Raw genomic sequence first — 13,535 nt, 5'->3', positions numbered from 1 at the left:
AAAGATATTAAGAAACACAATAACTATATAATCCATTTAATAATAAATAAATTATATAGTTCATAATTTCGACTATAAGTGGCTATTAGCCATTATTTTTCGGGATCTTTGTCAAATCGGACTAATGAATTCAATAATGGAAGTTAAGCAACCAATCTTTGTTTAACTTCTTTTTTATTTTTTGGAAAATAAAGTTTTGAACATAATAAAATTTGATTATGTTTTAACGAATTTTGATGTTTCTTGAACTATATATCATCTAGTCGTCATTTACAATTGGTAAATATGACTTCAAACTGTATGAAGGTGATGGCGATTAAAAGGCTCATCCGTAGGTTCTAAAGAACTAGAATTTAACTTTATAAGAAATAAAGAAGAAAATGTGTATTTTTCTGATAGTATTAATTTCAAACCTACTGAATAGGGTTAATAGAAGTTTGAAATAAAAATTTCATAAAGTGTTCAAAATAATTTTTCGCTTTAGTTGTAAATATTAAAAACTGAGTCAATATTAAAAATATAAGGTGGAGAAATGATGATTCATTCAAAGAAATTAACGCTCGGTATATGCTTGGTATTACTCATTATATTGATTGTAGGTTATGTCATTATGACAAAAACAAATGGTCGAAACGCCCAAATTAAAGACACATTTAATCAAACATTAAAATTATATCCAACCAAAAATCTCGATGATTTTTACGATAAAGAAGGCTTTCGAGATCAAGAATTTAAAAAGGGTGATAAAGGTACTTGGATAGTTAATTCTGAAATGGTAATCGAGCCAAAAGGTAAGGATATGGAAACGAGAGGAATGGTGCTCTATATCAATCGCAATACTAGAACCACAAAAGGGTATTATTTTATAAGTGAAATGACAGATGACAGTAACGGCAGACCAAAGGATGATGAAAAAAGGTATCCGGTAAAAATGGAACATAATAAAATCATACCAACGAAGCCACTACCGAATGACAAGTTAAAAAATGAAATTGAAGACTTTAAGTTTTTTGTACAATACGGTGACTTTAAAGATATTAATGATTATAAAGATGGTGACATTTCATATAATCCTAATGTTCCAAGTTATTCCGCAAAATATCAATTGAAAAACGATGACTACAATGTGAAGCAACTTCGAAAAAGATATAATATTCCAACCAACAAAGCTCCGAAATTATTAATAAAAGGTGATGGTGATTTAAAAGGCTCATCTGTAGGGTCAAAAAATCTAGAATTTACCTTTGTAGAAAATAAAGAAGAAAACATTTATTTTACAGATTCTGTACAATATACTCCAAGTGAGGATACAAGTTATGAGTCAAACTGAATATCAAATAAAACCTGGTAATATAACAAGTAACTCTGAAGAAACAAGTTCGATATCTAAAGTGAGCTGTGAAATATAGGTAGCCATTTCAAAAAATTTAAAGGTGAATTTGATAATGTAGCTCAAGGAGATTGGGTTAAAAAGGCGAAGAATGAACTGGATGATATTAGTAAGAAATTAAAAAATATTCAAAGAACGGAAGTTTAATATTCTAGCCGATTCCTGAAACTAAGACAGCTTGTGTTCATTCATGCCATTATCAATATAATCACTACAACAAAAAAGCTTCTAATGTGATACAGGAACCTCATATTCCGTATCATGTTAGAAGCTTTTAATGTCTAAAGAACATCTACATTTTATCATATTTTCTTACTTATTAAACTTTTATATAATTAAATATTTCTTAATTTTCCAAAATAGTGATAAATTTGTGAAATACATCACAAACCCCTTTATTTATTTGGAAATTCATGTAATATTAGACTTGTAAGAAGTTAATAAATAGAGAGAGACGAGAGAGTTTATATAAATAATATATAAACATTGGAGTGATGATTATGAGAAAAGAGATTGAAGCGCTTATTTTCTCAGACGTAAGTAGCTATGATATTTACGTGAACACTGGTGTAAATCAAGGATTAATTGGTGACATCAAAGATGGTTACCTAACTATTGATTCTATGCCTTACATTGATGCTGAGCGTTTGTATCACTTTGCTATGGAACGTAAATCGTTAGTCACTAACTAGTTCTTATTGCCAATGATTACTACCCCTAGTCGGCGGCAATTGAAGTGTGATTGATGTAACTTGCCCTCGTTGGTGAGCAATTGAGGGCAGACCCCTTTAATTAAGTAAACCCTAACTCCCCACAAATCTGGAACGATACTAAAAGCCACGTCCTATATTGGATGTGGCTTTAGTCATGCTTATATTATTTTTAAAACGATTACCTACAAGATTTACATATAAAATTCTATCATGTCTGCTATATATAAACGAAATGATATTAGAATCCTTCATTTTCAACTTGTTTAAAATTACGTTTGATGCCGTTATAAGAATATACAACATTATATAATTTTACTTGGGCGTCATGGACACTTGAGAAGGGCATTCTTACATCGTCCATATTTTTAACTTCGTGTCGAAATGCTTTTTCAGCTTTTTGTCTTTCTGCAAGAGACATACTTAGCCATTCTTCTTTGCTAAATAAATCTTCGAATCGAAAATCAAATGCGGTTCTTTTACTTTCTGCTCTTAATGCTAAAACACGCTCATGATATGTCATGTTTTATTCCTCCCTCTAATCATTCAATCGAATGATAAATCACAGTATTAACTTTAGTACTAATATAATGTTTTTACAATAAAGAAGTGACGATTTTTCAACATTTTTAAAAATAAAAAATATAAGCAACGATTAATTGTATATTTCGAATGGCTTGGAATATACTTTATTAACGAAAATGAAGCGAGTTATTATGACCGTTATATGAATTGTGATACGCTTTTTAAAAGTAATATGTATTTATGATTTACCCTGAAAAAATAAAAAGAATCAAAGGAGTCGATCATTATGACAGTATTAACAGATAAAATAGCAGTAGTTACAGGTGCAGGTAGTGGTATTGGAGAAGCAATTGCAACATTACTACATGAAGAGGGTGTGAAAGTCATCTTAGCCGGTAGAAATAAAGATAAACTACAAAATGTGGCGAATCAATTAGCTCAAGATAGTGTGAAGGTAGTGCCAACAGATGTAACGAAAAAAGAAGAAGTCGATGAATTGATAAAAATTGCACAACAAACATTCGGTGGTTTGGATATTGTTATCAATAGTGCGGGACAAATGTTATCGTCTAAGATTACTGATTATCAAGTAGATGAGTGGGATAGTATGATTGATGTGAATATCAAAGGCACTTTATATACGGCACAGGCTGCATTACCAACTATGTTAGAACAATCAAGTGGTCATCTTATTAACATTGCATCTATTTCTGGCTTTGAAGTAACGAAAAGCAGTACGATTTATAGTGCGACGAAAGCAGCAGTTCACACTATTACTCAAGGATTAGAAAAAGAGTTGGCAAAGACAGGCGTTAAAGTAACAAGCATTTCTCCAGGAATGGTAGATACAGCCATAACTGCCGCATACAATCCAACAGATCGTAAAAAACTTGAACCACAAGATATTGCAGAAGCAGTATTATATGCATTAACACAACCAAAGCACGTTAACGTGAATGAAATTACAGTGCGTCCTGTATAAAAATGTGTTTGAGGTATGGGATATAGGCATTTAATGTAATAAATATCGGTTTTGTTAATATTAGTAAGGCAATAATGATATAAAAGCATGATAGGCAATTATTCCTTGCACAATTTTCACTAACTGGTGATTTTAACAATCGAGTTAATGAATGGGGCGATGTTAGTGTTATGGTTTATAATCTGTAATGTTCATAATTATAGATTACAAAAATTTTTTCATTTTCCACCACATTTTAGGAGTTACTTTAATGAACAAAAAACATATTTTTATAATTATTGGTGTCATATTATGTATATGTATAGTTGCTACAGTCATTTATTTAAAAGTGAAATATGACGAAAAAGAAAAACAAAAAGCACTTTACTACAAAGAACAACAGGAGCGTATTACACTCTATCTCCAGCATAATACCAAAGAACCCAATACCATCAAATCTGTGCATTTTACAAGTTTAAAGACAGGACCTATGGGCGATGCCGTAATTGAAGGTTACATCAATGAAAATAAAGAAGATGATTTTGTTGCATATGGGTCTCCAGAACATAATTATCAATTTGGTGGAAGTTTAATCAAAAGTAAAAATTTAAGCACATTATTAAAACCAGTACATCAAACCAAATCACCTGATGAGATAAAAAAGGAATTAGAGTCTAAAAAGAACGACCGCTAAAACTATGCGGCCGTTTTAATTTTGTTTTCAAGTTAATCATACTTACATATAAAAATGAAAAGTTGAATTTTTAGTACAATTTCCACTGTATTTATCTGTTAACCACTTTATACCCGCAATATTTCGTTGATCTTATATAAACACTTTTGGCTGCTTTTCCTTGACCTAGATTAAAATTATAGATTTTCTTTGTAAGAGTGTGTTTTGTAGTATCATAAATATGTAAACTGTATAAAATTCCACCACATTTTAGGAGCTGGTGATAGATGTCGAAAAAGAAAATTTTAATATTAACTAGTATTATGTTAATCATATTAATTAGTGTTGCAGGTATCTATTTAAAAGTGAAATATGACGAAAAAGAAAAACAAAAAGCAATATACTATAAAGAACAACAAGCGCGCATTACACTTTATCTCAAGCATAACACTAAAGAACCGAATACAATCAAATCTGTACATTTCACAAACTCGGAAACAAGTCCTATGGGAAGTGCTGTGATTGAAGGTTACATAAATGAAAACAAAAAAGATAATTTTACTGCTTATGCTACACCAGAACATAATTATCAATTTGGTGGTGCTATGATAGAAAGTGAAAAATTAAGCGAGTTACTAAAGCCAGCCAATCAGTTAAAATCACCAGATGATATAAAAAAAGAACTAAATAAAAAGAAGAGTCACTAAAGTTAGGAGTTACTTTAATGTCCAAAAAACATGTTTTTATAATTATTGGTGTCATATTGTGTATATGTACAGTTTCTACGGTCATGCATTTTAAAATGAAATATGATGAAAAAGAAAAACAAAAAGCGATTTACTACAAAGAACAACAAGAACGTATTACACTCTATCTTAAGCATAATACTAAAGAAACGAACACGATTAAATCTGTACATTTCACAAACTTGGAAACAAGTCCTATGGGAAGTGCTGTGATTGAAGGATACATCAATGAAAATAAAGAAGATGATTTTACTGCTTATGCATCGCCTGAACATAATTATCAATTTGGTGGCGCTATGATAAAAAGTGAAGGAGTAGATAAATTATTAAAACCAGCACATGAAAGAAAATCACCAGAAAAAATCAAAGAAGAATTAGATAAAAAAGAAGGCCACTAGGGTCTTCTTTATTTTTGATTTAATCTTCCAATAATCTATGTCATTGCTATCGAAGGTGTTTCGCAATTAATATAAATCACTTCATCATCACCAATACTTCCCCAGTTTTGTACAGTACATTAACACAAACGAACCACGTTAATTTAAATGGAATAATAGTTTGGCCATTATAAGAACAATATATATCGAATAACAATGTCGATGACGTGGTTTATTGACATTATCAAATTTTCTCAAATGTGTGTGATTTTTTATAAAAAAGGGTAGAGCAAGGTATAATATCCTTTCAATCTGTTTTCATATTTTATATATTTTTTAAATATAAGCGCTAAATGTTTTAACTAAAACATAGATTGACAAGATGTTATACAGAATTTCAAATTCTATCCAATATTGTTCGAAGTGTAGTATCACTGGATTGGTATTAAACAATGTAAAGGAGAGATTGCAAATGCCGTATAATTACAAGAAACAAAATGGAGAGTTAATGTCTGTAATGAGCCAAGGTGAAAAGTTTATTCATCAATCACCCGTTAATGATGAACTTAGTGCATTGATTAAGTTATTAATTTCAAAAATTAACGGTTGTCATTATTGTGTTGATATCCATAAAAAAGAATTAAAGGAATTGGGTGTAACACAAATGAAAATTGATGAAGTCTTGAGTTTTAGACATTTAGATTTATTTACTGATCAAGAAAAAGTGACGCTTGAATTTGCAGAAATGTTAAATTCAATCAAAGACTTTAAGAAGTTTGAAATTATTGACCGGCTAAAATCATTTTATGATGAAGAACAAATTATTGATCTTGTCTTTGTTGTAAACCAAATTAACGGTTGGAACAGGCTAAATATTATTAGTGATAAACTATAATTCTTCATATAAATACAGAGTTTCATCTCGAACGCTATATCATAACAAATCATGCCACTATACAGGTCAAATCTTGTATAGTGGCATTTTAATTTATCCCTTTGAATACTGTTATTTAACGAATATCGGTCCACCTGGTCCAACAGGGATACCTAATAGGAACCAAATAATGACAAATACTGTCCACACAATACTTAGCGCGATTGAATACGGCATTAAACTAGAAAGTAAGGCTCCGAGTTTCATGCGTTTATCGTATTTTTGTGCATAAGTTAATAATAAAGGTAAGTACGGCATCATCGGTGTAATTGGATTGGTAATTGAATCTCCTACACGGTAAATGACTTGTGTGAATGCGGGATGAAAGCCGATAAGGATTAACATTGGTACGAATATCGGTCCTAAAATACCCCATTTAGCCGATGCGCTTCCGATTAACATGTTGACCATTGCACTCAGTACAATAATACCTAGTATCAATACAATGCCGTTTTGATGTTCTAATAATTTGGCACCTTTAACAGCAGCGATAATTCCTAAATTACTCCACTTTAAATACGCAAGTAGCTGTGCTGCAAAAAACACAATAACGATAAATGTTCCCATTGATCCTACAGCATCGCCGAACATTTTACCTAAGTCTTTTGTATTTTTAATTTCTTTGCTTAAAATCCCATAAACTAATCCAGGTACTAAAAATACAACAAGAATAATTAATCCGACACCGTTAATTAATGGCGCATCGTCTAGTAAGCTGCCTGTTTTAGCATTTCTTAAAAAGCTATGTTCAGGAATGGCTGTAATAATTAATAAAATAATTGTGACTATGAAACTGATATTTGCCCATTTTAAAGCATTAGCTTCTTTGTCAGTAATATGTGAAGACGTTTCTTCATGATCATCATGCATTAAACGATCATCATATTGACCTAACCTAGGAATAATCAGTTTAGTTGTAACTAGCAATATCGTAGGAAGTAATACAACGACACTCGCTGCGATAAAGTACCAGTTCATAGCAACGTTTGTTTTAATAGAATCTGAAACGATACGTGTTGCTGGTTCTGTAAATGAATAGACCAAAGCATCTTGCATACCAACAACTATATTTGCGGCAAAGCCACCTACAGCGGAAGCATATGCCATCGTTAGTCCAGCGATAGGATGATAGCCAATTTTAATAAAAAGCATCGCTGCGAGCGGCGGCAAGATAATTGTAGCAGCATCGCCGGCTGTACTACCTAAAATACCAATTAATATAATAGTCGGTAAAATTAAGAAACGTGGTGCGCGATTCACAACAGAAATCATTAACTTGTCGAAGTATCCTGTTTTCTCTGCAACACCAATACCAATCATCACTGCTAGTACTAAGCCTAATGCTGGGAACTCTGAGAAATTTTTAATCGTATCATTCATTATCATCGTAAATCCATCATGGCTAATTATATTTTTAATATAAATGGTTTGATGCGTACCTGGATGCTTAACAGATACATTAAATAATGAGATAACCCACGTCATAATGGCTAAGCCCACACACATTAAAAAGAATAAAACGCTAGGATCTGGCAATTTATTTCCAATTTTTTCAACACTATTCAAGAAACGATTGACGATAGACCCCTTTTGTTGATGTTTTGATGTCATCAATGATTCCCCCCTTTGTTAAATATTTAAAGTGTAACAAAAAATACTCTCAAAAGTAACAATTTTCAGAAAATAAAAAAACTAATATTGTTAAATATTTTGAGTTATTCAATAGAAAGTGTATAGCAGAGTAGTTAAGACTGCCTGAAGACTTATCTATTAGGTTTATGAAGCATCGAACAGTGGAAAATAAGGACTGTAAGTTTAAGATATGTTGTATAGGAGTGACTGAATGAAACGTTTGGAAAATAAAGTAGCAGTCGTAACAGGAACAAGTACAGGTATCGGTCAAGCTTCTGCAATCGCTTTAGCTCAATAAGGTGCGTATGTATTGGCGGTAGACATAGCTGAAGCGGTATCGGAGACTGTCGATAAAATTAAAAGTAATGGTGACAATGCGAAGGCGTATAATGTGGATATTGCAAGCGAACAACAAGTGGTAGACTTTGTGTCTGACATAAAGGAACAGTTTGGAAGAATCGATGTGTTGTTTAATAATGCCGGTGTGGATAATGCGGCTGATAGAATTCATGAGTATCCAATAGATGTGTATGACAAGATTATGAATGTAGATATGCGTGGGACATTTTTAATGACGAAAATGATGTTACCTTTAATGATGAATCAAGGTGGCTCTATTGTTAATACGTCTTCATTTTCCGGACAAGCAGCAGACTTGTATCGCTCTGGATATAATGCTGCGAAAGGTGCAGTGATTAATTTTACAAAATCAATCGCAATTGAGTATGGCCGCGAGGGCATTCGAGCCAATGCAATTGCACCAGGTACAATTGAAACCCCGTTAGTAGATAAACTGACAGGTACGAGTGAGGATGATGCAGGTAAAACATTTAGAGAAAATCAAAAATGGATGACTCCGCTGGGACGTTTAGGTAAACCAGAAGAAGTAGGCAAGCTCGTTGTCTTTTTAGCATCTGATGACAGTTCATTTATTACTGGTGAAACAATTCGCATTGACGGTGGTGTTATGGCTTACACATGGCCTGGCGAGATGTTGAGTGATGATTCGTGGAAGCGGACATTGGAATAATTATTTAAAATCGATATCCAGTGGAAAAGAATTTGGCATGAAGTAGGCAATGTATGCATATTGTCGCAATGAAAGACATTTAAAGCGGAGATTAATTAATCTTTGAAAATCACATATTGTTCATTTGAAGTGTATTGCTTAAAGCTTGTTTTAACGTATTGTAGGTCGTGCATCTAATTTATCAGAATCTCGAGTTCAAACTTTTGGAGTATCTTTAAAATAAGCTGTATTTTGTCTATTCTAATAAATTAAGGAGAATTTTATGTTAAAAGAAAAAGAAAGTTTTAGATTGCTATATCAAGCTATAAGAGAGATTGCAGATAAAATTGGAGATAATCAGTTAGAAACTAATTCCGTTAGTTTATTATTATTGGACTTTGATTTTGAACATGAAGTATTTGATGAATTGTATCTTGCGATTTTAAAATATTTAAATACAGTAAGTATAGAGAACATAAGTCATAGTGAGCTTTTGAATTTAATAGAAAATACGATTCCAGAAGATCGAGATATTAACACGTTTGTAAAAAATAAAATAATAATTGGCTTTGCTAATAATTATTTCCCTGAATTACAAGTATTAGCAAACGAAATAAAATCTGATATGGCTAGTTCATTAAAATAATGATATTTTTATTTGAATTTTTAAAGCTTTGTACGAAATTGTACAAAGCTTTTTTTGGTGCGCATTGCATGGGCAACAACTTGACGATGAAAATTCGTTACAGGATTGGTGATAGGAAATGTTAGCGAAAGACAAGGGGATCCATTGTAGATTAACAAAAGGACGTTTCCACAAGTGTGGGTTATTCTCACTAAAGCAATACGCAGAGACAACTTACGTAAAATTTTGAACTGACGAGAACGGAACTTCTATTCAATTATTGATAAAAATTTTCAAAAAGACTTGAATGTGCTGAGAATACGATGTTTATGGAAGGATTATCAAAATATAAATGTGCATTCATTTACAACCTTTATTGACAATGATTCTCAACTAATATAGTATATAATCAAATCGTAATAGTTACGATTTGTTTTCTGCAACTTTTTTGAAGTTTTAGTTGAGGTGAAAACAGTAAAAGCATCTAAGTGAATGTAGTTAACGGACAACTGCATTCGCTTGTAGAGCCACAAGAAGCAACTTTAAATAAGGTTTACGGTTGCATGTTGATACAACAACCGATTACTAAGTCATGCTTTCCACTTTGCGGGTTAGCATGACTTACCTAATAGATGGGAAACTATTAGGTTCATCTTCTATTAAAAATTACAGGTTAAGAGGAATACAGTTGCTTGCTTCGCACCAACTGCATAAGAGCCATGGTTTTCGCTTTTGCGAATTAGCATGACTTACCTACTAGATAGAGCTATTAGGTTCATCTTCTAAAAAATTACAGGTTTAGAGGAATACAGTTGTTTGCTTCGCAACAACTGCATAAGAGCCTCTAGTAATTAAAATTACAGAGGCTCTAAAAATACATCTAAAGGAGTGTCGTATGAATCGGCAGGTTATAGAATTTTCTAAGTATAATCCTTCGGGGAATATGACGATACTTGTTCATTCAAAACATGATGCTAGTGAATATGCATCTATCGCCAATCAGTTGATGGCCGCAACACATGTATGTTGTGAACAGGTAGGCTTTATAGAATCAACACAAAATGATGATGGCAATGATTTTCACTTAGTTATGAGCGGTAATGAATTTTGCGGTAATGCGACGATGTCATATATACATCATTTGCAAGAAAGTCATTTGCTTAAAGACCAACAGTTTAAGGTGAAGGTGTCTGGCTGTTCGGATTTAGTTCAATGCGCAATTCATGATTGCCAATACTATGAAGTTCAAATGCCACAAGCCCATCGTGTTGTGCCAACAACAATTAATATGGGTAATCATTCATGGAAAGCAATAGAAATTATTTATGAAACATATGTACATTATGTGATTCCAGTTAAACAAGTAACAACAGAAATTCAACATTTGGTTGAAGCGTTTGTGCGTGAGCAACAATGGAGTCACAAATATAAAACAGTAGGTATGATGCTTTTTGATGAACAACGTCAATTTTTACAGCCATTAATCTATATACCAGAAATTCAAAGTTTAATTTGGGAAAATAGCTGTGGTTCTGGTACAGCATCAATTGGGGTTTTTAATAATTATCAACGTAATGACGCATGCAAAGATTTTACAGTACATCAGCCAGGGGGCAGTATTTTAGTGACATCAAAGCGATGTCATCAATTGGGATATCAAACTTCAATTAAAGGACAGGTTACAACTGTAGCTACAGGAAAAGCATATATAGAATAAGGAGCCTACAATGAATAACTTTAATAATGAAATCAAATTGATATTACAACAATATTTAGAAAAGTTTGAAGCGCATTACGAGCGTGTATTACAAGACGATCAATATATCGAAGCATTAGAAACATTGATGGATGACTATAGTGAATTTATTTTAAATCCTATTTATGAACAACAATTTAATGCTTGGCGTGACGTTGAAGAAAAAGCACAATTAATAAAATCACTGCAATATATTACAGCGCAGTGTGTTAAACAAGTGGAAGTCATTAGAGCGAGACGTCTATTAGACGGACAGGCGTCTACCACAGGTTACTTTGACAATATAGAACATTGTATTGATGAAGAGTTTGGACAATGTAGTATAGCTAGCAATGACAAATTATTGTTAGTTGGTTCAGGTGCATATCCAATGACGTTAATTCAAGTAGCAAAAGAAACAGGTGCTTCAGTTATCGGTATTGATATTGATCCACAAGCCGTTGACCTAGGGCGCAGAATCGTTAACGTCTTAGCACCAAATGAAGATATAACAATTACGGATCAAAAGGTATCTGAACTTAAAGATATCAAAGATGTGACGCATATCATATTCAGCTCGACAATTCCTTTAAAGTACAGCATTTTAGAAGAATTATATGATTTAACAAATGAAAATGTCGTAGTTGCAATGCGCTTTGGTGATGGCATCAAAGCAATATTTAATTATCCGTCACAAGAAACAGCGGAAGATAAGTGGCAATGTGTGAATAAACATATGAGACCACAGCAAATTTTTGATATAGCACTTTATAAAAAAGCAGCTATAAAGGTAGGTATTACGGATGTCTAAATTATTAATGATAGGCACTGGTCCGGTCGCAATCCAATTAGCGAATATTTGCTATTTAAAATCAGATTATGAGATTGATATGGTTGGACGTGCCTCAACATCAGAAAAATCAAAACGCTTATATCAAGCGTATAAAAAAGAGAAACAATTTGAAGTCAAAATACAAAACGAGGCGCATCAACATCTGGAAGGTAAGTTTGAAATTAATCGTTTGTATAAAGATGTTAAAAACGTTAAGGGTGAATACGAAACGGTTGTCATGGCATGCACAGCAGATGCTTATTATGACACACTACAGCAATTGTCGTTAGAAACTTTGCAAAGTGTCAAACATGTCATTTTAATTTCACCGACATTTGGATCGCAAATGATTGTGGAACAATTTATGTCTAAGTTCAGTCAGGATATCGAAGTGATTTCATTTTCAACTTATCTTGGCGATACACGTATTGTTGATAAAGAAGCGCCTAATCATGTGTTGACAACAGGTGTAAAAAAGAAATTGTACATGGGATCGACACATTCAAACTCAACAATGTGTCAACGAATCTCTGCTTTAGCTGAGCAATTGAAGATTCAATTAGAAGTCGTTGAATCGCCACTGCACGCTGAAACGCGAAACAGTTCGCTTTATGTGCACCCACCACTATTTATGAATGACTTTTCATTGAAAGCCATTTTCGAAGGGACGGATGTACCGGTTTATGTGTATAAGTTATTTCCTGAAGGACCGATAACGATGACACTAATCCGTGAAATGCGTTTAATGTGGAAGGAAATGATGACTATTTTACAAGCATTTAGAGTGCCGTCAGTCAACCTGCTTCAATTTATGGTGAAGGAAAATTATCCAGTACGTCCTGAAACTTTGGATGAAGGTGATATTGAGCATTTCGAAATCTTGCCAGATATCTTACAAGAATATCTGCTTTATGTAAGATATACCGCAATCCTCATTGATCCATTTTCACAGCCAGACGAAAACGGACATTACTTTGATTTTTCAGCTGTACCATTTAAGCAAGTCTATAAAAATGAACAGGATGTTGTTCAAATTCCAAGAATGCCAAGTGAAGATTATTACAGAACGGCGATGATTCAGCATATTGGGAAAATGCTAGGTATCAAAACGCCAATGATTGATCAGTTCCTAACTCGCTATGAAGCAAGTTGCCAGGCGTACAAGGATATGCATCAAGATCAACAACTATCTTCTCAATTTAATACAAATCTATTTGAAGGAGATAAAGCACTCGTCACAAAATTTTTGGAAATCAATAGAACGCTTTCACAATAAGGGTTTGAAGTTTTATAATAGAAAAAAATTATTGAATTATGTTTGACATTTACATAAAAATAAGCAAATAATTGAGAAAAATAATCATTACGATTTGATTAAGTAATGCA

At 32.7% G+C, this 13,535-nt stretch carries 14 protein-coding genes and 2 pseudogenes; 13 read left to right on the top strand and 3 right to left on the bottom strand.

From position 1 onward, the window contains the following. Positions 1 to 316: 316 nt before the first annotated feature. From KI230_RS12515 to KI230_RS12500, 3 genes and pseudogenes are all read left to right on the top strand, one after another. Positions 317 to 424: pseudogene (locus tag KI230_RS12515) on the top strand (Csa1 family protein); the annotation flags it as partial. A 111-nt stretch (positions 425 to 535) separates the two neighbouring features. Continuing rightward, complete coding sequence (locus KI230_RS12510; protein ID WP_000581890.1) at positions 536 to 1,330, top strand: tandem-type lipoprotein; 795 nt, start codon at positions 536 to 538, stop codon at positions 1,328 to 1,330. Positions 1,331 to 1,890: 560 nt separating this feature from the next. Further along, positions 1,891 to 2,082 carry a hypothetical protein gene (locus KI230_RS12500; protein WP_001224379.1) on the top strand — a complete coding sequence of 64 codons (192 nt, stop codon included), beginning with the start codon at positions 1,891 to 1,893 and terminating at the stop codon, positions 2,080 to 2,082. A gap of 138 nt (positions 2,083 to 2,220) precedes the next feature. Here the strand turns inward: KI230_RS12500 and KI230_RS12495 are convergent, their stop codons facing one another. Together KI230_RS12495 and KI230_RS12490 are read right to left on the bottom strand one after the other, a co-directional pair. Then, a complete protein-coding gene (locus KI230_RS12495) occupies positions 2,221 to 2,406 on the bottom strand; it encodes a hypothetical protein (RefSeq protein WP_020978354.1) in 186 nt (61 codons plus the stop codon). Then, complete coding sequence (locus KI230_RS12490) at positions 2,342 to 2,623, bottom strand: single-stranded DNA-binding protein (protein ID WP_000220938.1); 282 nt, start codon at positions 2,621 to 2,623, stop codon at positions 2,342 to 2,344. The genes KI230_RS12495 and KI230_RS12490 overlap by 65 nt, the downstream gene beginning before the upstream one ends. 288 nt (positions 2,624 to 2,911) lie before the next feature. On the opposite strand from KI230_RS12490, the gene KI230_RS12485 reads away from it, so the two are divergent. The 5 genes from KI230_RS12485 to KI230_RS12465 all read left to right on the top strand — a co-directional run bounded on the left by KI230_RS12485 (position 2,912) and on the right by KI230_RS12465 (position 6,277). After that, positions 2,912 to 3,607, top strand: a complete 696-nt coding sequence (locus tag KI230_RS12485; protein ID WP_000217459.1) for an SDR family oxidoreductase — start codon at positions 2,912 to 2,914, stop codon at positions 3,605 to 3,607. Between the two features lie 250 nt (positions 3,608 to 3,857). Then, on the top strand, positions 3,858 to 4,280 hold the full coding sequence (locus KI230_RS12480) for a DUF1433 domain-containing protein (RefSeq protein ID WP_001034726.1): 423 nt from the start codon (positions 3,858 to 3,860) through the stop codon (positions 4,278 to 4,280). Positions 4,281 to 4,546: 266 nt separating this feature from the next. Next, positions 4,547 to 4,966 carry a DUF1433 domain-containing protein gene (locus tag KI230_RS12475; protein ID WP_000038231.1) on the top strand — a complete coding sequence of 140 codons (420 nt, stop codon included), beginning with the start codon at positions 4,547 to 4,549 and terminating at the stop codon, positions 4,964 to 4,966. Between the two features lie 17 nt (positions 4,967 to 4,983). Further along, complete coding sequence (locus tag KI230_RS12470; RefSeq protein WP_000037508.1) at positions 4,984 to 5,403, top strand: DUF1433 domain-containing protein; 420 nt, start codon at positions 4,984 to 4,986, stop codon at positions 5,401 to 5,403. Positions 5,404 to 5,854: 451 nt separating this feature from the next. After that, the gene (locus KI230_RS12465; protein WP_001146762.1) at positions 5,855 to 6,277 is read left to right on the top strand and encodes a carboxymuconolactone decarboxylase family protein; all 423 of its coding nucleotides are present in this window, start codon (positions 5,855 to 5,857) and stop codon (positions 6,275 to 6,277) included. Positions 6,278 to 6,388: 111 nt separating this feature from the next. Here the strand turns inward: KI230_RS12465 and KI230_RS12460 are convergent, their stop codons facing one another. After that, a complete protein-coding gene (locus tag KI230_RS12460; RefSeq protein ID WP_006191049.1) occupies positions 6,389 to 7,927 on the bottom strand; it encodes an AbgT family transporter in 1,539 nt (512 codons plus the stop codon). 232 nt (positions 7,928 to 8,159) lie between these two features. Between KI230_RS12460 and KI230_RS12455 the strand changes: the two are divergent. The 5 genes and pseudogenes from KI230_RS12455 (at position 8,160) to cntM (ending at position 13,425) form a co-directional block, all read left to right on the top strand. Continuing rightward, a pseudogene (locus tag KI230_RS12455) lies at positions 8,160 to 8,978 on the top strand (SDR family oxidoreductase). Positions 8,979 to 9,240: 262 nt separating this feature from the next. Then, positions 9,241 to 9,603, top strand: coding sequence for a hypothetical protein (locus KI230_RS12450; protein ID WP_000910576.1), 363 nt, complete (start codon positions 9,241 to 9,243; stop codon positions 9,601 to 9,603). 874 nt (positions 9,604 to 10,477) lie between these two features. Continuing rightward, the gene (gene cntK / locus KI230_RS12445) at positions 10,478 to 11,299 is read left to right on the top strand and encodes a histidine racemase CntK (RefSeq protein ID WP_001081682.1); all 822 of its coding nucleotides are present in this window, start codon (positions 10,478 to 10,480) and stop codon (positions 11,297 to 11,299) included. Positions 11,300 to 11,309: 10 nt separating this feature from the next. After that, a complete protein-coding gene (gene cntL / locus KI230_RS12440; RefSeq protein WP_001058843.1) occupies positions 11,310 to 12,128 on the top strand; it encodes a D-histidine (S)-2-aminobutanoyltransferase CntL in 819 nt (272 codons plus the stop codon). Beyond that, positions 12,121 to 13,425, top strand: a complete 1,305-nt coding sequence (gene cntM, locus KI230_RS12435; protein WP_006191042.1) for a staphylopine dehydrogenase CntM — start codon at positions 12,121 to 12,123, stop codon at positions 13,423 to 13,425. The genes cntL and cntM overlap by 8 nt, the downstream gene beginning before the upstream one ends. The last annotated feature ends 110 nt before the right edge of the window (positions 13,426 to 13,535 follow it).

Source organism: Staphylococcus sp. MZ3 (genome assembly GCF_018622755.1).
Lineage (GTDB): Bacteria > Bacillota > Bacilli > Staphylococcales > Staphylococcaceae > Staphylococcus > Staphylococcus aureus.
Note: the sequence above shows the minus strand (reverse complement) of the source record. Positions and strands in the feature narration are given on the sequence as shown.